This is a genomic window from Armatimonadota bacterium, assembly GCA_016789105.1.
Classification (GTDB): Bacteria; Armatimonadota; Fimbriimonadia; order Fimbriimonadales; family Fimbriimonadaceae; genus UphvI-Ar2.
In genome coordinates, this window is the sequence record JAEURN010000004.1 from 256,585 (window position 1) to 277,098 (window position 20,514).

A 20,514-nucleotide genomic window follows, 5' to 3' on the forward strand; every position below is an offset into this window, starting at 1 on the left:
GATGTCCAAGAAGCCGACCGTTTGCGTCGCCATGAGCGGCGGAGTCGATAGCAGCGTTGTTCCGATCTTGCTGAAGAAACGGGGCTACGAGGTCGTCGGCGTCACCATGCAGATTTGGCAAGAAAGCCAAACTGACCCCCGCCACTCTGGTTGTTGCTCGTTGGGCGCTGTGGAAGATGCCCGCCGGGTTGCGCGCATGCTGGATATGCCGCATTACGTCATCAACTTCAAAGATCAGTTCAAATCGACGGTCATCGATGAATTTGTGGACGAATATTCAAAGGGGCGCACTCCCAACCCTTGCGTGACGTGCAACCGCAAGGTCAAGTTCGACGCCCTTTTGAACACCATGCAAGAGTTGGACTGCGACAAACTTGCAACCGGGCACTATGCCCGCATCCGGTTCGATTCCAAACGGGGCCTTTACCGGCTGATGAGGAGCAAGGGAGGGAACAAGGATCAGAGTTACGTCCTGTATGCCACGACCCAAGAGCAGCTCGCCAAGGTCATGTTCCCGCTCGGTGAACTGGGTGATAAGGCCGAATGCCGAAAGATCGCCCGGGAAGCCGGCCTGCCGGTGGCCAATAAGCCCGATTCCCAAGAAATCTGCTTTGTGAGCGAGGCGGGCGGGTACCGCTCGTTCATGCGCAAGAACAAACCGGAGATCTTTGAGGACGGGGAATTGGTCGACACCGCCGGGAATGTGGTGGGCACTCATTCGGGGGTTGCGGATTTCACGGTTGGCCAGCGCCGGGGCATCAAGGTCGCCACGGGCAAGCCGCTTTATGTAATCGGATTGTCCCCAGACCGCAACCAGGTCGTTGTTGGCAGCAATGAAGAGCTGCTCCAACGGGAAGTCCGGTTGGAAGATATGACGTGGAGCGCATTTGGCAGCCACGAGATGCCGATGCGCGTGATGGCGAAAATCCGCTACAACATGGATGCGCGGCCCGCAATGCTGTATGCTTTCCCCGAGCCGGTTTTGGTTTTCAACAAACCGGTTCGTGCCGTGACCCCCGGCCAAATCGCGGTGGCTTACCGTGGCGAGACCGTGGTTGCCGGCGGCCGGATCAAATAAATGCCTGGTTCGACATTCAGTTTCCTGTTGGTCTTCAACATTGTTTTGGCTGTCGTGCTGCTTGCGGCGGTCGGGGTGATGTTCCGTGCGCTGGTCGATATGCGTCGTTGGGTCAAGCAGATCGGCGACCGCATCGACAAACTGGATGCGCGTTTGGAAGCCCAGCAGAGGCAGGTCGAAGAGTTGCGTCGCCAAGTGGCCGAAGCCCCCGATCCCATCCAATCCGTGATCGGTCACTTGGCCGGGTGGCGCAAGAACGGGCCCCTGAAAACCGTAGTGGCCTTGGGCTCCAGCCTATTTGCGGCATACTTCAAAGGGAAACGTTCCAGGGTGTTGCCCCGTAGCGTAGAATCAAAGGATCAGAAATGAGTGCAAACGAAGACAAAAATGGTTTGATCTATCTTTTGGCCGGTTTTGGCCTGGGTGCCTTGATCGGTGCTGTTGCCGGGCTGCTTTTTGCCCCGAAATCGGGTGAAGAAATGCGCGGGGAACTTGCCGACAAGCTGAAAGACGCCAAGGGCAAGACCGAAGACTGGATTGCCGAGCAGCGGAGCAAGCGCCAGCAATCGATGGCGATCGAATCCGACGAAGCCGGCGCCTGACCCGTTAGACGTTGCCCCGCATGAAAAGCTGGAGGATCCTACTGTGGGTTGCCGTGGTGGCGGCCGTATTGGGATTCCTTTGGGCTGTGCGGGGCGTTTTGTTGCCGTTCGTCTTGGCTTGGCTCATCGCCGTCTTGCTGGAGCCAGTGATCGCGGCTATGGGCCGCGCTCGAATCCCCAGGCCCTTTGCCGTCACCGTTATTTGCGTCGTGTTTTTTGGGGGGATTGGCCTTGCTGCCTGGGGCCTTGCCCCCCAAATCGGACAGCAAGCCAATAATCTGCGGGTCACGGTTCAGGGGCTGGTTTCCAAACTGGCCGAAGAATCGGCCGACGACAACCCGTTCGTCCGCTGGAACCCATCGGTGATCGCCAAGCCGGCTGGACCTTTGGGGTCTGTGGACGAGACGCTTTCCGCTTATCGCGGAACCTTGGAGCAGTTCGGCCTGCCCACGACCCGGCGGGCCTTTACGGCGCAATACATCGACCCCTACCGGGAAAACATCTCGCGCACCGTGCAGCAGGTCTTCAACGGGGTTGTCGGGTTTTTGGGCGGGGCGGTTTCGCAAGTCGTCCTCCTGGCCTTCACGCCCTTGTTCACGATTTTTCTTTTGATGGATCTGCCCTCGTTCCAATCGCGCTTCCGCAATTGGATACCTCCGGCGATCCGACGCGAAACCATGGAGTTTTTGGAGGATGTCGGCGATGTCTTCCAGAACTACCTCCGCGGAATCGTTGTGAACATTTCCCTGTATGTGCTCGTTCTAGGGACGGTGCTGACCTTGCTTGGGGCACCCTATTCCATCATCTTTGCGGTGGTGGCGGGGCTGTTCTATCTCATCCCGAATATCGGCGGTTTGTTTAGCGTGGCGGTTTTGATTTTGATGACGGGGTTGAGCGGGGTCAGCCGGGGCCCCTTGGTCGCGATGCCAAACAGTTGGGCCTTTGCCGCCGTGCTCGGGGCCGCATTTTTTGTCATCACCACCACCTGGGATATGGTGATCACCCCGAGGGTTGTTGGGAGCGCCGTCAAACTGCACCCATTTGTCGGGATGTTCGTCGTGTTTTGCGGCGGGGCGCTGTTCGGCGTTGTCGGGATGATGTTGGCCTATCCGGCGGCCGGGGTTGTCAAGCTGATGTTGGAGCGGGTTTTGCACGTGACCAACAACCCTTCTGGCCCCAACTCCGAACTGCCGGCGGTGCCTTTGCGGCACCGTGACGACGCGTCGGTCTGATCCGCTGAACCCATAGAGGCGTCAAAATAGAGTGTCTATGACCGGTTTCATCTTTGTGGCGGCGATCGCGTCGGGCGCCTACCAATTCACCCCGGCCACCAAGCTCGACTACGACGTCAATGTCGTGTTCGATGGTTTTTTACCGTTGATGGGCGGTAACGAGGGCGTTGCCGATGTCAAGTTTGGGGTTCAGGTGAATGGATTAGAGCCGAAGGACGGGGGGCTCCGGTCGACCATCGAACTCACAGCCTTTGAGCTGAGCTTCAATGGGGGCAAGATCCCCATGCTGGACGTAGAATCCGCCCGTGCCTACTTCCCCAAAGCGGAAGTGCTTTCGACCGCGCAAGGCAAAGTTCTCAAGAATTCGGCTCCGGAGGTTTCGTTGCCGGTTCGGCTGCCGGGCTTGGATGTCCGCCGGTTCCCGGATATCACTTATCTTCCGGTCGAATTCGATCCCAAGGGATTGGAGGTTGGCAGCACGTGGTCGTTTGACCGGATGTTTGGCGACACCCCGATGCATTACGAGTGTGTGGCGGTCAAGGAAACCGGCGGGACGCTGACGGAGATTTCGGTGAAGGTCTCGCAGGATTACGAGGTGTTGGAGGATGAGACCCTGGAGATTGTGCCCGAACTGAAGGGGGCAACCAGCCGGGTGAAAACGACTCTGCGGGGGACGGGGACAGTCCTGTTCGACACCAAGCGCGGAGCCGCGGTCAAAGTGGACATGGCCAACAGTTCGACCAGCGTGGTCACGGACATCAAGTCGGGCAAACAATCGACCAGGAAACTGGACTCCAAGCTCTCGGTCAAGCTGAAAGGTTTTGAGATGCCAGGCGCGGGTTCCGCGGCGGCTCCCGCAACTGGCCCCACCACTCCGATACAAACGGTGGCTGGCTGGTTTCAGGGGGCTTGGAATGCCGGACAGGATCTGTGGAACCAAGGCGTTGGCTACGCGACCTTGGCGCGTATGGCAATGGGCGTGTTCCTCTCGCAAATCCCAGGCGGGGGACAGTTCTTCCGCTTTCTGTTCGGCGGGTAACGGATAGAATCGGGTCGATGGATCCCCGGGAGCGGATGGCATTTTTGCAGCGGGAGCTGCAAAAACACGCGGACTTGTATTACCGGTTTGAATCGCCGGAAATCAGCGACACGGAGTATGACCTCCTCTTCCGTGAGCTTGTCGAACTGGAAAAATCCCATCCGGAATGGGCGTCTGCGGATTCTGTGACTCAGCGTGTGGGTGCCGGGCCTGCAGAAGGGTTTGAGCAATACCGGCATGGAGTGCCGATGCTGAGCCTGGATAATGCCTTTGGGGCTGACGAGCTTGCCGATTTCGATGCCCGGTTGAAGCGCTTTTTGGGCCGCGAAGATCCGATCGATTACCTCGTCGAGCTGAAATATGACGGGTTAAGTCTGAGTTTGTCCTATGAAAGTGGCAATTTGATTCGCGCGGTGACCCGGGGCGACGGCTCAACTGGAGAAATCGTGACGGCGAACGCCAAAACCATCCGGGATATCCCTTTGCGCTTATCCGAGCCGTTCACCGGAGAGGTTCGGGGTGAGGTCATCATGTTCAAATCGGTTTTTGCGGCACTTAACGCGGACCGGGCCGCCAAGGGGCAAACGGCCTTTGCAAATCCGCGAAATGCGGCAAGCGGGGGCATGCGGCAACTTGACCCGCAGGCCGTCGCCGAGCGCCGCCTTTCGTTTTTCGCTTATGGGCTTGGGGCTTACGACGGGCCGCTCCCGGGAACCCAGCGGGAAGTCATGGCCTGGCTGGGAAGATTGGGGTTTGGGCACCAGAGCGAGCATTGGATTTGCCACAATGTCGAAGAATTAGTAAAAGTCACACAAGAAATCTTATCCAAAAGGGCTGGCCTCGACTTTGGAATCGATGGCTGCGTGGTGAAGGTGAACCCGATCGCCCTTCAAAACGAGCTGGGGAATACTTCCCGAGGCCCAAGGTGGGCGGTTGCGTACAAGTTCCCGAGTGAGCAGGCTTTTACAAAACTGGAAGATATTGGGGCCCAGGTGGGACGCACGGGCGTCGTGACCCCAGTAGCGCATTTAGAACCTGTGTTTGTCGGCGGGGTCACGGTCAGCCGGGCTACGTTGCACAACTATGGCGAACTGGCCAAAAAGGATGTCCGGATCGGCGACACGGTGATTGTGCAAAGGGCGGGGGACGTAATCCCAGAAGTTGTCGGCCCGGTCTTGGAAAAGCGGGTCGGGGACGCAATGCCTTTTCAACCGCCGACGGTTTGCCCTGAGTGCAAAACTCCTCTGGAGCGGCAGGAAGGCTTTGTGGCTCTCCGTTGCCCCAACAAACGGCAGTGCCCGGCGCAAATCGCCAGCAAGCTCGTCCATTTCGTCTCCCGCAAAGCCATGGACATTGAAGGGCTGGGCGAGAAACAGATAACCCGCTATCTGGCCGAGCCGGCCGAGAATCCCTTGCTGACCGATGTGCCAAGCATTTACGGCTTGGCGTCCAGAAAGCAGGAGTTACTCGGCTTGGATCGCATGGGGGAGCAAAGCGTGGCAAACCTGCTGGCCGCGATCGAGGCGAGCAAGACATGTCCGTTGGCCCGATTCGTGTTTGCCTTGGGGATCCCATTGGTTGGGGAGCGGACAGCGGCGGACCTGGCCCGAGAGTTTCGTACCTTGGAAAAGATCCGCAGCGCCAGCGCTGAAGAACTGGACGATGTCCCGGACATCGGCTCCCGGACGGCCGAAGAGATCCACGACTGGTTCATCGACCCTGAGAACTCCGCCCTGATCGAGGCATTGCTGGAAGCCGGCGTGTCACCGGAGGAGGGGCAAGCCCCAAAGGGCGACCAGTTTGCCGGCCAGACCTTTGTGTTCACCGGCAAGTTGGAGCAATTCACGCGCGAGCAAGCGGAGGCTTGGGTGTTGGAACTGGGGGGCAAGGCTGCCGGGAGTGTGAGCAAACAGACAACCTATGTGGTGGCCGGCCCTGGAGCGGGAAGCAAGCTGGCCAAAGCAAATCAACTCGGTATCCGGGTGCTGACGGAGGAGGAGTTTGTCGCCATGCTGCCAGAAGGAGTTTTTTCTCGGTGATCCCGGACATTGCCAATGGGGGTCGGGCCGTTTGCCTTGTCCTGGGCGTGGGTCGCCAACCCGATGGTGCCATCCACATTGTTTGAGTACACGATCGCTGGGAACGGCATCGATTTTGGGCTCTGCGTGAGTTCGGGCCAGGTTTTCCGTTGGCAATTCCAGAACGGGATTTGGCGTGGATCGATCGGCTCGGCCGGGTTCGAAGTGACAGAAGTGGGATTGGATCCATCAGCGGGATCAGACGGACCCGCCGGGGGCCTCAGCGTTCGCTCGAATGTGCCTCAAGGCGAATTTGTCCGCATCTTCGGCACCGACCGCACTGACGGGCAGTGGTTTGGCGAAGTTCTTAGCCGTGACCCTGACTTGGCAGTTGCCCTGGAATGCTGCCGGGGGCTACGTTTGATCCAACAGGACGACCCGGTGGAAACGCTGTTCTCGTTCATCTGTTCGGCCAATAACCACGTCAGCCGGATCGAGGCGATGGTGAGGCGCCTGGCGGGATACGGGCCGGAGCCGGGATTTCCCAGTTTGGAGGCGCTGGCGGGGATCAATAGTGGGGACTTGAGGAAGGTAGGTTTCGGGTATCGGGCAGAACGAATCCCGGCCGCTGCCTCCGCCGTGATCCGGCTGGGCGGCCGGGATTGGTTGGATGGGTTGAAATCCCTTGAATCCGTAGTGGCGGTGCAGGAACTGCAGGCGTTGCCGGGGGTGGGGCCAAAAGTGGCCGAGTGCGTCGCACTTTTTGGGCTGGGGCATGGCGACGTGGTGCCGATCGACACCCACATCTGGAATGCGGTTTGCCGTCGCTACTTTCCAGATATGCGGGGACTGGGCCTGACCCCTGTCCGCCGAAAACTCGTCGGCGACCACCTGCGAGAGAGATTTGGTTCGGAGGCAGGTTTGGCGCATTTGGTGTTATTTGTGGATGAGTTGAAGAATTGGCGGAACCGACGGAAAGCCAGCCCCGCCCGTCCCGACGCCAATCCCTCGGCGGGGCGCGGCTGCCCAGCCCGGCGGGGGAGGGCGGCCACCGCCGCGAAGGTAACCTGAACATGATGAATTACCGGAAGCTGGGCAAGTACGGGATCCGCGTCAGCGAAGTGGGCTTGGGTGGGTGGCTGACCCACGGCCGGTCGTTGCAAGATGAAACCACCGAGCAAATCGTCAAGAAGGCGTTCGACCTCGGGATCAATTTCTTTGACACGGCCGACGTTTACAACAAGGGCGAGGCGGAGATCAGCCTGGCAAAAGCGGTCAAAGGTTTCCGGCGAGACGACCTGGTGATCGGCACCAAGTGCTTCTTCCCATTTTCGGACGGTGTGAACGACCGGGGCTTGGGTCGCAAGCATATTATGGAGTCGGTGAACCACTCGTTGCGGCGGTTGCGGATGGACTACATCGACGTCATGCAATTCCATCGGTTCGATCCGGAGACGCCAATGGAAGAGACGGTGCGGGCCATCGACGACCTGATCCGCCAGGGAAAGGTGCTCTATTGGGGGGTGAGCGAGTGGCCGGCGGCCCAGATCGCGCGGGCCTGCCACGTGGCCAAGGAGTGGGGGTGCTGCCTGCCAGTGAGCAACCAGCCGTGTTACAACATGCTCTACCGGCAGATCGAGCAACATGTGATCCCGACATGCGAGCAGTACGGGTTGGGACAGGTCGTGTTTTCGCCTCTCGCCCAAGGCATTTTGACGGGCAAATACCGGCCCGGCCACCCGGCGCCAGAAGGCTCCCGCGGGGCCGACGAGACGAGCAACATGTTCATGGGCCGCGACCTGCAAGATGACTGCCTGACGAAGGTCCAGGAGCTGGCCGGCTATGCGGAGGGATTGGGATGCACGGTGGGCCAGTTGGCCCTGGCGTGGTGCTTGCGCATGCCGAATGTGAGTTCGGTGATCGTCGGGGCGACGTCGACCGCGCAGATCGAGGAGAATGCCCAGTCTTCGGGCCTTGAATTTGGCCAAGATGTTTGGGATCGGTGTGAGGCGATCCTTGCTTAGGCCCGTTGCGGCCGCCTCCGTATAATCGCAGGTTGGGGCAACGGCGCCGCAAATCCTTTTTGAGTTGAACGTAACGCAGTGACCCAAGAGCCGAACGCCGATCTGGGCAGCCAGCCATTCGCCAAACAATTGGCCGACCCCTCGCAAATCCCCCTGACCCATGCCGAAACCGGTTTTGAAAAGGCGCGCGGCGTCAACCGGGTGGAGATCCGTCCCGGGTTTGCCAGCGCGCGGGTTGGCGGGCTCGCTGGAGATGTGCCGTCCCAAAGGCTGGCCGTGTTGCGGGCCGTTTATGATGCGGAAATCAGTTTCGACTTCCTGAAATTCGCGGCCGACGGGATGAGCTTTGTCGTGAAAGAGGAGGTCCGCGGGACGCTGGAATCGGTCTTGGCCTCAACCGGCTTGGAGTTTGAAGTCCGGGGGGGCCGGGCCGTCCTCATCGTGCATGCCGTTAACATGAGAGACGAAGCCGGGCTGGTGGCCAAGGTGGTGAGCCAAGTGATCGACAGCGGAGCGACAATTGAACACTTAGGCGAAATGCACGACCGCTTGTTGATGTTGATGGGCGAAACCGGGGCAAACGATGCCAAGGCCATGCTCCTTGCGGCCTACCCGGGGGCGGCCGCTTGAAATTCAAAGTCTTAAAATTTGGGGGGACGAGCGTCCGGACGGCGGAAGCCCGGCATTTGGCCGCCCTCAAAGTGATTTCCGCCAAAGAGCAAGGGTTTGCCCCGGTTGTCGTCGTGAGCGCGATTGGCCGGCGCGGCGAACCTTATGCCACCGACACGCTGAAGGCTTTTTTGGAAGAAGCCGACCCGACCACGGTTCCCGATGCCCGCGAAATGGATCTCGTCATGGCGTGCGGGGAAATCGTGAGCGCAAGTGTTTTCGCCACATTGCTCAAAGGGTTAGGGTGCCCGGCCATGAGCCTCCGGGGCGGCCAAGCCGGGATCCGGACGGACGGGGTTTATGGCAACTCGCGCATCCTTGGAATCCAACCGCTCGGCGTCATCGAAGCGGTGGAACGAGGTTACGTGCCGGTGGTCTGCGGATTCCAGGGCGTGTGGGTTCAAGGGGGGCTTCCGGGCGCCGAGCTAACTACTCTCGGCCGCGGGGGAAGCGACACGTCGGCGGCGGCTTTGGGCGCGGCACTGCGGGCGGAAGCGGTCGAAATTTACACGGATGTTGACGGCGTCAAGACGGCCGACCCGGACTTTGTGAAGGACGCCCCGACGCTCCGGCGCGTGACCTACGACGAAGTGGCCGAGATCGCCCACTTGGGGGCCAAGGTGTTGCATCCGAGGGCGGCGGAGATCGCCATGAAGTTCGACATCCCGCTTTGGGTGAAGAGCACATTCAGCGAGGAGCCGGGGACGGAAATCGTCCCAAGTCGGGAGCTCCCGGGTCGGCGCGTGACGGGGGTCACCCATTCGGGGAAGCTGGTGTATTACCAAGTCGACCTCAACGAGGCGGAACCCGGGCACGTGAAAGAACTCCAATCGCGGATCTACGACGCTTTGGCACGGTACGAGGTGAACGTGTTCATGACGAACCTGGGCCCGACGAGCATCGGGTTCGCCGTAGAGCGAGAGATGTCGCCAGAAGTACAAGACATGCTGGATGCGTTGGTCTTGCCGGCGGCGGGCCAAGATCGGGTTGTTTATTTGGTGCAGAGCAGCAACGAACCGACCAAAGCCTTGGAAACCCAGCGCAAACTGCTGGAGCCCCTGGGCGAAGTGCGGGAGCTGAAATTTGCGGTGAATGAAGGGTGCACGATGGTGAGTCTGGTCGCCTACGACTTTTTGCAACAGCCGGGCGTTTTCTACCGGGTCATGAGTTTGATGCATGGCGAGGGCATCCCGATTTTGCAGACCAACGACAGCGATTATTCGCTGAGCGTGTTGATTCCGGAAAGCGAATTGCGCCGGGCGGTGGCGGTGTTGCACGAAGAATTCGGGCTCTCGGCGATCAGCTGAGCCATCTGGCCACTGGCGAGAGGGAGGCGGGTCGCAGGGACAGGTTTGATGAGATCCCTATCGGGGGCCGGGCCCGCAACCCGCTGACATCAGTTAGACTAGGGCAGTGCTTGAGCCCGATTCCCTGATCTACGTGGCGGGCCACCGGGGGATGGTGGGCTCGGCGGTGGTGCGCGAATTCCGCGCCCGCGGGTTCGACCGGATTCTGACGGCAAGGCGCGAGCGGCTTGACCTTCGCGACCAAAAGGCGACCCACGAATTTCTGAAAGAAACCCAGCCAGATGTGGTCGTCATGGCGGCGGCGCGGGTGGGCGGGATCCTGGCGAACTCGAACTACCCGGCCGAATTCCTCTATGACAATCTCGCCATGACCGCCAATGTCATTGAAGGGGCGTTTGCCGCCGGCACGGAGCGGTTGCTTTACCTGGGCAGCGCGTGCATCTACCCGCGCGACGTCCCACAGCCAATGCGTGAGGATGCCCTGCTCACCGCCCCGTTGGAGAAAACCAACGAGCCCTATGCAATCGCCAAGATTGCCGGATTGAAATTATGCGAATCGTATCGGCGGCAATACGGGGTCACCTTTCATTCTGCGATGCCGACAAACCTTTACGGGACGGGGGACAACTACCATCCCGAAAATTCACATGTCCTGCCGGCAATGATCCGCCGGTTCCATGAAGCCAAGGAGGCCGAATTGCCGGAGGTTGTGATTTGGGGTTCCGGCACCCCATTGCGCGAGTTCCTCCACACGGACGATTGCGCGAGAGCGCTTTTGTTCCTTTTGGAAATGGAAGAGCCGCCGGGGTGGGTGAATATCGGCAGCGGCATCGAAATCTCGATCCGGGGCCTGGCGGAAGTGGTTGCCGGCATCGTGGGCTTCACCGGGACGATTGTGCAGGATGGGACAAAGCCCGACGGCACCCCACGGAAGCTAATGGATTCGTCGGTTTTGCGGGGGTTGGGGTGGAAACCGGAAATCGACCTGGAGACAGGAATCGAGTTGGCGTACCGCGAATTTTTGGCGGAGCTGGAAAACGGAACGGTGAGGAGTTATTGAGCGGGGGGAGCTTCCGTGCCCCGTCCTCCGTTACCACCAGCCCTGGTGACACCCGCCACCCCATTCTAACGCCAGATCTGACTGGATGTCACCGACGGCCCACTGATTCTTTGATGGCGTGGGCGAACTGCCCTACGCACCGTTCCAGCGATAGGTAATCCTCGGCCCGTGCCCGGGCCGCGTTCCCGATGGCTTCCATCGATTGGGGGGTGGCAAGGAGGTCGATGATCCGGTAATACGCATCGTCGTCGCCGTCAAAAAATTCGAGGCTGATTTCGGGGACTCCGATTTCGCGCAAGGAAGAGAGTTCCCTCAAAACGACAGACTTGCCGAGGGCCATGCCCATAGCGGCGGCCATTTTGAACCCGGAGCGTCGATCTGGACAAAAAACGAGGTCTGCCGCTTGGATGAGGGTCCATGTATCGAATCCGGGATCGACCGGTTCGGCGGTGGCGAGTTTGCGGTTCCCGCCGAGGATTTGGAAGCGCGCGGCGAGCCGGGGGACTTCTTCGGCAAGTTGTCCCGAAATTTCGTCGAAGACGTCGATGGCGGAATCGGTGACGGCCCGCCCCACTCCCACTACCAGGCGCGCGTTTTGGTCAACGCCCAGCATGTCGCGGGCGACTTCCTTTGATGGCAGTCCTGCGGGGACGGCGACCCCCGGGACAATGACTTCCAGGTTCACGGCGTCGGCGTCGTCCAGAATTCGCTTCCCGGCGCGGCTGCAGCAGATTCCGATCCGGGCCGCCCCAAGCCGGCCGATCAACTGGTCGTGGGTGGTTTTGGGGGTGTCGTAGGCAACGTATCCCCAAGGCTTCTTGAGGTAGAACGCTTCGCTGCAAGCCCACGCGCACCGGTATCCCCAGGCGAGGATGAAATCGAATCCTTTGCCGGCGTCGCGGACTTGCCGGCTGACTTTGCGGTCGACGGCCCAGCCGGTTTTTTCGGGGATCCAATCGTCAGCGACATCGATGACGGCTTCTATTCCATTTGATTCCAAGCCCGGAACCAGCGACCGGGCTAGGCTGGCGGCTCCGCCAAACTTCTGCCGGGTGAGGAAGAGGGCGCGCAGCATCGGGTCAGCGGGGGACGACCTGGGCGTCCAAAATGCGTTGGAGGACTTGCTCCACGCCGAATCCTTCGATTTCGGCTTCTGGCCTCATGATGACGCGGTGGCGGAGGACAGGCATGGCGAGTTCTTTGATGTCATCGGGGATGACGAAGTCTCGGCCCCGGATGGCCGCCAATGCCTGGGAGGCGGCAACCAAGGCGAGCCCGGCCCGCGGCGATCCACCGACCATCAGGTCTCCGCTGGACCGCGTCGCGCGGACGATGTCGTAGATGTAGCGGAACATGCGGTCTTCCATTTTCACCGCGCGGACTTGGGACCGAACGGCGTTGAGGCCTGCGATGTCGATGACGGGTTGGATTTGGGCGGCTTCCAGGTTTTGGGCGCGGAACCCAGCGTGGAATCGGCGGAGGACATCCACTTCTTGCTCGTCGCCGGGGTAGTCCATCACGATTTTGAAGAGGAACCGGTCTTGCTGGGCTTCGGGGAGGGGATACGTGCCTTCGTATTCGATGGGGTTTTGTGTTGCAAAAACCATGAAGGGCTTGGGCAGCGTGTATCGGACGCCGTCGATAGTGGCTGTCCGTTCCTCCATGGCTTCCAAGAGAGCGGCTTGAGTTTTGGGGGGTGTCCGGTTGATTTCGTCGGCAAGGAGGACAGAGGTGAAGATTGGCCCTTGCCGGAGGGAGAACTCACCGGTCCTTTGATCGAAGATGTTGGTGCCGATGACATCGCTCGGCATGAGGTCGGGGGTGAATTGGATCCGCTTGAATTCGAGGTTGAGGGCTTGGGAGAAGCTCCTGACCATCAGGGTTTTGCCCAGGCCTGGGACACCCTGGAGCAGGCAGTGCCCGTCGGCAAAAAGGGCGACAAGGGCCTGTTCCACCGCCCGCGACTGCCCGACTATCGCCTTACCCACTTCGGCATAGATCCTGGTTGCGACCTCGGCAACGTGCATGGGTGCATCGTACCATCGGGGGGCCGGCACCGGATTGGGAACGATACGGGCCGGTAGACTGTTCCTCTTTGCGGGCGGGGCCCGCCATCCCACAACGATGAAACAATCGACCAAAGTTTTGCTGTTTGCTACTGGGGTTGCCGCCGCCATTTACGGCGGGTTCTGGGGTTTTGGTGAGTGGCAAGTCGGAAGCTTCCAGCCAAAGCCGATCAGCCCCGGCAAAGTCTCGCTGGTGGCCGTGAACACCGATTTGGGATTTGCCATCCGGGTGGCGAACAATGTGGCGCACCTTGTCCAGGTCGATAAGGCCGTCGGATTCGATGCGCCGCAAAAGGAGGGTTCGGAAGAAGATGCCCGCCGCATCCCCATGCGGGAGTTGTTGCAATCCTTGCAGGGCGATGAGGCCGCCCTTTCGCGACTGACTATGGTTTTGAACCGCATGAATCCCGATGACCTCCAGCCAACCGATGTGGTGTGGAATGCCGAGGACATCGAAAAAGCCATTGGTGGCGACACCGTTCTGAAGACCAAGCTCGAGCAAGACCTGAACATGTCGCTAGACGGGAACCCCCCGGCCGAAGTCCGCCCCAAGAGCATCTTGAACGGCATCGTTGTCATGGTTCCCGTTCCGGTCCATGTAAATGTTTCGGGCGAAGAGAGGGTGATGATTGCCCGGATCCCGCAGGCCTACCAGCCCCAAATGGCCAAAGACCTGGCCCAGATCATCGAGAAGCGATTCAACCCAACAAAAGAGTTCATTGTCGGGAATTACCGTGAAGTTGCCAAGAAGTACGGCCCGGGCAAAATTCAGGAAGATGTGCGCCAAAAGCTGTCCCAACTGATCTCCGAAGAGAAAAAATCGTTGCTGGCGGAAAAACCGGAACAAGTCTTGCGGGGGGCAGCAGTGCTTGTCAACGAAACGATGATCAGCGGTGCCTCGACCAGTGTCCGCAAGGATGAGAAAGGGAACAACATCTACACCATCCACCTGCAGATGACGGACGAGGGCCGTTTGCGCCTTTGGAAGTACAGCCGCAAACGCAAGGGCTCGCACTTGCTGGTGGTGGTGAACGGGGTGGCGATTGCCGCGCCGCGGGTGACGACAGAATTGGCCGGCCACTCTTTGGACTTGACCGACCTGAAGGACCGTCGGCTCGTCGAAGATGCCGTGTCGCAGATCAAATCGTTGAAACAGGCAAAATAACAGGTAGACCATGAAGTTGCTCACAATCGGATGCATTGCCGCGCTGGCCGCGGCGCTCTCCTTGGCGGGATGTGGGAAATCGGACGACAAGTCCGTTGCCGGCCCGGCCCCCAAAATCGAAAAATTCCCGGAATCCACCAAGATTTCAGATTTGTTCCCCACGACGGTCGGGGCCCAGTCCGCGTTTAAGCCCACAACCGGCACCGGCGAAATGACTTTGAAGGTCACCGACGTGCAGGATATGGGGGGTACCAAGTCGGTGACGGTGGATGTTTTCCAAAACGGGGACAAATCCGACACGATCAAATGGCGGGTTTCGGATGAAGGGATTTTCCAAGAAACGGCCCGCAATGGCAAGCCGTACAACCCACCGCAGCCGGTTGTCGGCCCGGCAGTTAAGGATACGAAGCAGGTCGACTACAACGGCAACGGCCCGTATCCATCAGTTAACAAGGACGAACCTGTTTCTGGTCCGTTGAAAGGCATTTTGCGAAATCGCGGGATCGAAGTCGTGGACACCGGCATGGGGCAGATCGAGGCATTGGCCGTGGAGAGCATCTACCAATATTCCGCCGGGAAGAACACGTACCGGGTCTCAAACGTCACTTGGTTTGCACCCAAATACGGTATCGTCCGGATGCTCCAGCAAACCCAGAGGAGCGACGGTCAAACCCAATCGTTTTCGATGAAACTCACGAGTTTCCGGAGCAAATAGAGTCGCTGAAAGCCATGCGTTGGTCCCTGTATCCCGCCATCCTGTTCGCCCTCGCGCTCGGCCTTGCCGCGTGCACCCCGCCCGCCACGGATAAGCCGAAAGAGGAAACCGGCACAACCGGGGCCAGCGGCTCTTCCAAGCCGGAGACGGCCGCCACGGAGCCGGTACCAGATGCCCTGAAGCATGAAGGGTTCAAGTATTACGGCTTGGAGGCTACGAACGAGCAGAGCTACGAGTTTGATATGAACGGCTCGAAGCGGGAAGGCAGCCAAAAGCTCACGTATAAGGGGCTAAAGGACGGCAAGCCGCAATTCACCATCGAACGGTCTGGCGCGCTGCAACAGATTGGCACCGAGAATGTTGAAGTGCGCGAGGATGGCGTCTACATTGTTTCGACAGACCGGATGCAGGCCCTCAAGACGGCCATGATGGCGTTGCCGGCCAAGTTGGAAGTCGGCAAAACATGGGATATCACCGAGGACGTCAAAGATGACCTGGGCAACGATGTGAAAATGAAGGCGACCAACAAGATCGACGGACCGGAAAAGCTCAAAACGGCCGCCGGCGAGTTCGACTGTATGGTGGTTTCCATGACCGGCACCCTGGATTCCAACGGCAAGAAGCAAACGGTGAGCGGAAAAACCTGGTTTGCGGCCGGCATCGGCACAGTCAAACTTCAAGTGACCTCGCAGTCGGGCAAAGACAAACCAGTCGCTTATACGATCACTTTGGTCAAACAGTAAAGGCTCGCTGGCACGTCATAACGGTTATGGTTGCAACGATTCTCGCCGCTGCCTTGGCCATCGGCACATCGGACGTCCAAGACTATTTCCCGCTTGCCGCTGGTTCGGTTCGCACTTACGAGGAAGAAGTCGTTGCCAACGGCAAAAAGTTCACCCTTTCGGTTGTGGAGACCGTCGGTTCGGAAACCGCGCTCAAGCGGTTCGAGCCGTATACAGATCCGGACGACAAAGAGAATCCACAAAAGTACCGCCCAGTCGAAGGGATGGGCATTGAGGTTTTGACTTCGGTCGATGGCCGCAAAGGGATCCCGACCTACTACGAATACCGCGACAACCGGGTGTTCATCGTCGGCGTTGAAACCGGCGTCTTGATGGAGAAGGTCTATCCGATTTTCGCCATCGGGAGGAATCCGGAGCAATGGTCTTATTCGGGGGAAATTCCGGTCATGGGTGCGCCGGCCCTTGCGACGATCGAAGGCGAAACGAGGGTGCGCAAGGATTACCGCTTTGAGGGCAAAGATTATCCGGCGGTTGAAACAACTTTGCACACCCACATCAGTTTCGGGGGCGACCTTGATGCCGATTCCGTGCAACGATCAGTCTATGCCAAGGGACTTGGGCTGGTGGAGTTTGAGGAAAAGGGGAAACAAGGGAGCAACACGACCACCCGCAAGCGTAAACTAGTGAAGGTGCGGAACGGATAGCCGCACCGTTTCCGACGATGCGACCCAAGACGACCTTTGCCCTGCCCCTGCTCCTGGTCGCCTTGTTGGTCGGATGCACTCCGCCGGCTGCAAAGCCAAACCCGACGCCCGAACCCGAACCGGTTTCGATCCCGCAAGAGTTCGCCAACCGCGATGCCCTCAAACCAGGAGCATCGCCCCCGCGCGAGGCGAACCTCATCCTGAACGGCACCGAAATCCCCGTCGTCTTGAAGGAAAAGCGCGATTCCAACTTCATCGTTTATTCCTGGATCGTCGATCCCGCCGGTGAATCGGGCGAACCGGTGGAAGTGGAGAGCGAAAAATACTTCGATACGACGGATCTCTTCTCATTCGCGGCGACTGCACAAGAAAAATATGACCCCCCCATCAGCCTCATCCAATATCCGATGACGGTTGGAAAAGGGTGGGAGTGGGCCGGGGAGGTCATCACCGGCAAGTCCAAGGCCAAAGCCAAGGCTTCGGTCTCCTCAAAATCAGACACCCTGAATCTGTCAACGGGCAAAGTTTCGGCACTGATGGTGGTTGTGGAACTGGCCTACGACGGGATCTCGTCGCCGAACAAGCGGGAGCTCAAGTTTTGGTTTGAGCCGGGCAAGGGCCTCATCCGGCGTGAGCTTTGGGCAAGCTCGACCCGGACTCCCCGTACTTCTGCCGACACCACTCGGGAAAAAGAGGGCCAGTGACGCTCAACGCCAGCCACGACCCGCTGGTGATTGAACGGAAAGAATCCCGCGGCCACGATTGGGGGATGCTGCTGACGGCGGCGCTGTTGCTGGCGGTGGGGATTTTCTCGCTTGCGAGCATAGACAATGCCCGGGGAACGGTTTTTGCCAGCCGCCAAATGATTTTTGCCGCCCTGGGTATGGTTGTTTTCTTCATCTTCAACCGGATCAAATTGGCGACCTTTCGGGCGATGGCCCCGGTCCTTTACGGGGCCAACATCCTGGTTTTGGTTGCCACGCTTTTGGTCGGCAAGAGCCGCGGCGTGACATCGCGCTGGATCGATATCGGACCGTTCCAGTTCCAACCGAGCGAAATCAGCAAGCTCCTTTTGGCCTTGACCCTTGCGACTTATTTCGCCAACCGGGAAGACAAGATGGACGAGTTGGGAACCTATCTGGGGGCGCTCTTGCATGCGGCCCCGATCCTTGCCCTCATCTTGTTACAGCCCCACTTGGGGGCGACTGTGGCCCTTTTGTTCCTCCTCCTTTCGGTTGCAATTGCCGCCGGTGTCCCTTGGAAGTACTTTCCGGCCACATTGGCCATCCTTGTGGCGGTCGGGGGTATTGCCTGGTTCACGCCCAAGGTAATGCCGCCATATATGCGCGCCCGGGTGGAGGCCCAGATCGACAAGTTTGTGGGTGGCGACCACGATCCCCGCGGCAAGGACTACCAGCAATGGCAGTCCAAAATGGCGATCGGTTCCGGCGGTGCCACGGGAGAAGGGTTTTTCCGTGGTGAGCAAAAGGCGGCGGGAGTGATTCCAGTGCAGGAGGCGGACTTCATTTTTTCAGTGATCGGCGAAGAAGGAGGGTTCTTTGGCTCCTGCCTGGTGTTGTCGCTGTACGGCGCGTTCTTCTTTTTTGTGTGGCGGCGCGGGTTCATGGCTCAGACCTTGATGGGTCGCTCGGTTGCGGTCGGCCTGATGGCGGTTTTGGGATTCCACACGGTGGCAAACCTTGCCATGGTGATCGGCTTTGGACCGGTTGTTGGACTTTGGTTGCCTTTCATGAGCCACGGTGGAACGTCTTTGTGGATGTGCATGGGTGCATTGGGTTTGCTGGACCAATGCGAATGATCCCTGCTATACTAAGTTCAGCCTAAGGATGGGCAAACCACAAACAGATTCCATGGCACGGAGCCGCAAGACCAAGGACGCGCCCTCGCACCGCGTTCCAGATATCGCCGGGATCATTTTATTGGCCCTGGGTTTTATTGTGCTCATCGGTCTGGGCATGAGGCAAGGCGGTCTGGTTGGAGATTCTTTGGCCAGCTTTTTCAGCCTGATTTTCGGACGGGGGGCCTGGATAGTTCCACTGACACTTGGGGGGGTCGGCATCGGCCTAATCCGCGGCCATTCGAAGGTGGCGGCAACCCACCTGGTCTGGGGTGCCTCATTGATCTTTTTGGGCATCTTGGGCGGACTTGCCTCCCCGGTCGGTGGCGACTTTTTCACCGATGGCGCCATGGCGGGCTCCGGGGGCTACATCGGGGCGGTGGTGGGGTGGACCCTCACCTCCTTGTTGGGGGCGGGCAAGGTTGTTGCAATCGTATCGATGGTTGTGATCGGCATCACCTTGTGCGTCGACCAGCCGGTTAAGGAGCTCATTGGCAAAATCACCCCAACGTTGCGCGAACCGGAAGACCAAAAGCCGAAGCGCAAGGCGGTTGTGCAATCGCGGGAGGAAGAAGCCGGAAAGGAATCCTTGCGTGACAAAACCCTGAGGATGCTGGGCAACCAACCTGGCGAGGAAGAACCGGAGCCGGAGCCGACCCGCCGGGCGGCACCCGTCATCACCGAGTCCAAGCCGCGAGCCAAGCAGCCGGATTTTGAACTCGATTCCACAAACCACGGCCCCAAAGACGGCTATGTTTTGCCGCCGCTTGATTTGCTCGTCACCCCGTCATCTAAGAAGAAGCGCGACCCCAAGGAAGTCCAGCGGAACATCGAGATTTTGGAAGACACTTTGGAGCAGTTCGGTGTCCAAGCCAACGTGATGGAGGTTGCCAACGGCCCGACGATCACGCGGTACGAGGTGGCACTCGGCGCCGGGATCAGGGTCAACAAAATTAAAAACCTGGCCGACAATGTCGCGCTGTCACTTGCCGCGCAAAGCGTCCGGGTCGAAGCGCCGATCCCGGGCAAAAGCGCGATCGGGTTTGAGATTCCGACCGCCCAGCGCCAGATGGTCTACCTGCGCGAGATGGTAGACAGCCTGGAGTTCCACGACACCGCAAGCAAGCTGACGGTCGCCTTGGGCCAAGATGTTGCGGGGATCGCAAAGTACACCGACCTCACCCGCATGCCGCACTTGTTGGTTGGCGGGGCAACCAACTCGGGCAAATCCATCTGCCTGGCTACCATCATCATGTCGCTGATCTTGCGGATGACCCCGAAAGATCTCCGACTGGTGATGATCGACCCCAAACGGGTGGAACTCACCTTGTTTGAAGCCTTGCCCCACTTGATGTGCCCTGTGGTCAAAGATGTGAAGGAGGCGGCCGGGGTTTTGCGGGCAGTGGTGCGCGAAATGGATCGCCGGTACGATATGTTTTCTGAAGCCGGCGTGCGCAACATCGACGGTTGGAACGCCAAGGCCAATTTTGCCGACCGCCTGCCCTACATCGTAGTGATTGTGGACGAGCTTGCCGATCTCATGATCCAATGCCGCAACGAGGTCGAAACCAGCATCGCCCGCCTGGCCCAGCTCGCCCGCGCGACCGGCATCCACCTCATCATCGCCACCCAGCGCCCCAGCGTGGATGTCATTACCGGCACGATCAAAAACAACATCTCTAGCCGGATTGCGTTTGCCGTTTCAAGCGGGACAGATAGCCGCACGATCCTCGACCAAGTCGGCGCCGAGGATTTGATCGGCAAGGGGGACATGCTCTTTTTACCGATCGATGCGACAAAGCCGATCCGCGTCCAGGGATGCTATGTCAGCGAAAAGGAGATCGAGGACGTTTGTAAGTTCTGGAGCGACCAAGAAAAGCCGAGTTACACGATCAACCCGGTCGAAGTGGCGATCCGGGACAAAGAAGACCAGATGCGGGAACAGTCCGATGCGGACGAGCATTGGGACGATGCGGTGCGGTGGGTGGTGGAACGGGGATCGGCCAGCACGTCGATGCTGCAACGGCGGTTTTCGATCGGGTTCCAGCGGGCTTCCCGTTTGCTGGACATGATGGAGGAACGGGGGATTGTTGGCCCGCGCGACGGCCCGCGCCCGCGCGAGGTCCTTGTGGACGTGATGCAGGTCGAATCGATCTTGGGGAACGCGGCATATGAATCCCCGATGCCGGACGGCGCCTATTTGGATGAGGATTGAATCCGGGCCTGCCTGAAAG

The 20,514-nt window shown here is 59.3% G+C and carries 20 protein-coding genes; 18 read left to right on the plus strand and 2 right to left on the minus strand.

The window, feature by feature from the left end; translation table 11 throughout:
• Position 1: 1 nt before the first annotated feature.
• From mnmA to JNM28_04205, 11 genes are all read left to right on the plus strand, one after another.
• Positions 2-1,078: a tRNA 2-thiouridine(34) synthase MnmA gene (mnmA, locus tag JNM28_04155; GenBank protein ID MBL8067619.1), complete on the plus strand. Its 1,077-nt coding sequence runs from the start codon at positions 2-4 to the stop codon at positions 1,076-1,078.
• Positions 1,079-1,447: a hypothetical protein gene (locus JNM28_04160; protein MBL8067620.1), complete on the plus strand. Its 369-nt coding sequence runs from the start codon at positions 1,079-1,081 to the stop codon at positions 1,445-1,447.
• Complete coding sequence (locus JNM28_04165; GenBank protein ID MBL8067621.1) at positions 1,444-1,680, plus strand: YtxH domain-containing protein; 237 nt, start codon at positions 1,444-1,446, stop codon at positions 1,678-1,680. Before JNM28_04160 ends, JNM28_04165 begins: the two co-directional genes overlap by 4 nt.
• A 20-nt stretch (positions 1,681-1,700) precedes the next feature.
• On the plus strand, positions 1,701-2,912 hold the full coding sequence (locus JNM28_04170) for an AI-2E family transporter (GenBank protein ID MBL8067622.1): 1,212 nt from the start codon (positions 1,701-1,703) through the stop codon (positions 2,910-2,912).
• Between the two features lie 37 nt (positions 2,913-2,949).
• Entirely contained in the window at positions 2,950-3,951 is a 1,002-nt protein-coding gene (locus JNM28_04175; protein MBL8067623.1) for a hypothetical protein, read from the plus strand.
• A 17-nt stretch (positions 3,952-3,968) separates the two neighbouring features.
• On the plus strand, positions 3,969-5,990 hold the full coding sequence (gene ligA, locus JNM28_04180; protein MBL8067624.1) for an NAD-dependent DNA ligase LigA: 2,022 nt from the start codon (positions 3,969-3,971) through the stop codon (positions 5,988-5,990).
• A 36-nt stretch (positions 5,991-6,026) separates the two neighbouring features.
• Positions 6,027-7,040 (plus strand): hypothetical protein, encoded by a 1,014-nt coding sequence (locus JNM28_04185; GenBank protein MBL8067625.1) that lies wholly within the window; start codon positions 6,027-6,029, stop codon positions 7,038-7,040.
• Positions 7,041-7,045: 5 nt separating this feature from the next.
• Positions 7,046-7,993, plus strand: coding sequence for an aldo/keto reductase family protein (locus JNM28_04190; protein MBL8067626.1), 948 nt, complete (start codon positions 7,046-7,048; stop codon positions 7,991-7,993).
• 78 nt (positions 7,994-8,071) lie between these two features.
• Positions 8,072-8,623, plus strand: coding sequence for a hypothetical protein (locus tag JNM28_04195; protein ID MBL8067627.1), 552 nt, complete (start codon positions 8,072-8,074; stop codon positions 8,621-8,623).
• A complete protein-coding gene (locus JNM28_04200) occupies positions 8,620-9,969 on the plus strand; it encodes an aspartate kinase (protein ID MBL8067628.1) in 1,350 nt (449 codons plus the stop codon). Before JNM28_04195 ends, JNM28_04200 begins: the two co-directional genes overlap by 4 nt.
• A gap of 106 nt (positions 9,970-10,075) precedes the next feature.
• Complete coding sequence (locus tag JNM28_04205) at positions 10,076-11,029, plus strand: GDP-L-fucose synthase (protein MBL8067629.1); 954 nt, start codon at positions 10,076-10,078, stop codon at positions 11,027-11,029.
• A gap of 88 nt (positions 11,030-11,117) precedes the next feature.
• Here the strand turns inward: JNM28_04205 and JNM28_04210 are convergent, their stop codons facing one another.
• Both JNM28_04210 and JNM28_04215 read right to left on the minus strand, forming a co-directional pair.
• On the minus strand, positions 11,118-12,104 hold the full coding sequence (locus tag JNM28_04210; protein MBL8067630.1) for a hypothetical protein: 987 nt from the start codon (positions 12,102-12,104) through the stop codon (positions 11,118-11,120).
• A 4-nt stretch (positions 12,105-12,108) separates the two neighbouring features.
• A complete protein-coding gene (locus JNM28_04215; protein ID MBL8067631.1) occupies positions 12,109-13,056 on the minus strand; it encodes a MoxR family ATPase in 948 nt (315 codons plus the stop codon).
• A gap of 97 nt (positions 13,057-13,153) precedes the next feature.
• On the opposite strand from JNM28_04215, the gene JNM28_04220 reads away from it, so the two are divergent.
• From JNM28_04220 to JNM28_04250, 7 genes are read left to right on the plus strand one after another with little or no spacing between them, the layout of a single operon-like run.
• Entirely contained in the window at positions 13,154-14,260 is a 1,107-nt protein-coding gene (locus JNM28_04220; GenBank protein MBL8067632.1) for a hypothetical protein, read from the plus strand.
• Between the two features lie 10 nt (positions 14,261-14,270).
• Positions 14,271-14,975, plus strand: coding sequence for a hypothetical protein (locus JNM28_04225; protein ID MBL8067633.1), 705 nt, complete (start codon positions 14,271-14,273; stop codon positions 14,973-14,975).
• 14 nt (positions 14,976-14,989) lie between these two features.
• Positions 14,990-15,718: a hypothetical protein gene (locus JNM28_04230; protein MBL8067634.1), complete on the plus strand. Its 729-nt coding sequence runs from the start codon at positions 14,990-14,992 to the stop codon at positions 15,716-15,718.
• 26 nt (positions 15,719-15,744) lie between these two features.
• The gene (locus tag JNM28_04235) at positions 15,745-16,422 is read left to right on the plus strand and encodes a hypothetical protein (protein MBL8067635.1); all 678 of its coding nucleotides are present in this window, start codon (positions 15,745-15,747) and stop codon (positions 16,420-16,422) included.
• A gap of 17 nt (positions 16,423-16,439) precedes the next feature.
• Positions 16,440-17,126: a hypothetical protein gene (locus JNM28_04240; protein MBL8067636.1), complete on the plus strand. Its 687-nt coding sequence runs from the start codon at positions 16,440-16,442 to the stop codon at positions 17,124-17,126.
• Positions 17,123-18,241, plus strand: coding sequence for a rod shape-determining protein RodA (locus JNM28_04245; GenBank protein MBL8067637.1), 1,119 nt, complete (start codon positions 17,123-17,125; stop codon positions 18,239-18,241). Before JNM28_04240 ends, JNM28_04245 begins: the two co-directional genes overlap by 4 nt.
• Before the next feature lie 52 nt (positions 18,242-18,293).
• Complete coding sequence (locus JNM28_04250; GenBank protein ID MBL8067638.1) at positions 18,294-20,495, plus strand: DNA translocase FtsK 4TM domain-containing protein; 2,202 nt, start codon at positions 18,294-18,296, stop codon at positions 20,493-20,495.
• Positions 20,496-20,514 lie beyond the last annotated feature (19 nt).

Excerpts from the sequence above, each read along its gene's own strand:
- JNM28_04160 (MBL8067620.1), top strand. The coding sequence starts at position 1,079 with ATGCCTGGTTCGACATTCAGTTTCCTGTTGGTCTTCAACATTGTTTTG.
- mnmA (MBL8067619.1), top strand. The coding sequence starts at position 2 with ATGTCCAAGAAGCCGACCGTTTGCGTCGCCATGAGCGGCGGAGTCGAT.
- JNM28_04170 (MBL8067622.1), top strand. The coding sequence starts at position 1,701 with ATGAAAAGCTGGAGGATCCTACTGTGGGTTGCCGTGGTGGCGGCCGTA.
- JNM28_04220 (MBL8067632.1), top strand. The coding sequence starts at position 13,154 with ATGAAACAATCGACCAAAGTTTTGCTGTTTGCTACTGGGGTTGCCGCC.
- JNM28_04165 (MBL8067621.1), top strand. The coding sequence starts at position 1,444 with ATGAGTGCAAACGAAGACAAAAATGGTTTGATCTATCTTTTGGCCGGT.
- JNM28_04175 (MBL8067623.1), top strand. The coding sequence starts at position 2,950 with ATGACCGGTTTCATCTTTGTGGCGGCGATCGCGTCGGGCGCCTACCAA.
- JNM28_04250 (MBL8067638.1), top strand. The coding sequence starts at position 18,294 with ATGGCACGGAGCCGCAAGACCAAGGACGCGCCCTCGCACCGCGTTCCA.
- JNM28_04225 (MBL8067633.1), top strand. The coding sequence starts at position 14,271 with ATGAAGTTGCTCACAATCGGATGCATTGCCGCGCTGGCCGCGGCGCTC.
- JNM28_04215 (MBL8067631.1), bottom strand. The coding sequence starts at position 13,056 with ATGCACGTTGCCGAGGTCGCAACCAGGATCTATGCCGAAGTGGGTAAG.
- ligA (MBL8067624.1), top strand. The coding sequence starts at position 3,969 with ATGGATCCCCGGGAGCGGATGGCATTTTTGCAGCGGGAGCTGCAAAAA.
- JNM28_04240 (MBL8067636.1), top strand. The coding sequence starts at position 16,440 with ATGCGACCCAAGACGACCTTTGCCCTGCCCCTGCTCCTGGTCGCCTTG.
- JNM28_04210 (MBL8067630.1), bottom strand. The coding sequence starts at position 12,104 with ATGCTGCGCGCCCTCTTCCTCACCCGGCAGAAGTTTGGCGGAGCCGCC.
- JNM28_04190 (MBL8067626.1), top strand. The coding sequence starts at position 7,046 with ATGAATTACCGGAAGCTGGGCAAGTACGGGATCCGCGTCAGCGAAGTG.
- JNM28_04235 (MBL8067635.1), top strand. The coding sequence starts at position 15,745 with ATGGTTGCAACGATTCTCGCCGCTGCCTTGGCCATCGGCACATCGGAC.
- JNM28_04230 (MBL8067634.1), top strand. The coding sequence starts at position 14,990 with ATGCGTTGGTCCCTGTATCCCGCCATCCTGTTCGCCCTCGCGCTCGGC.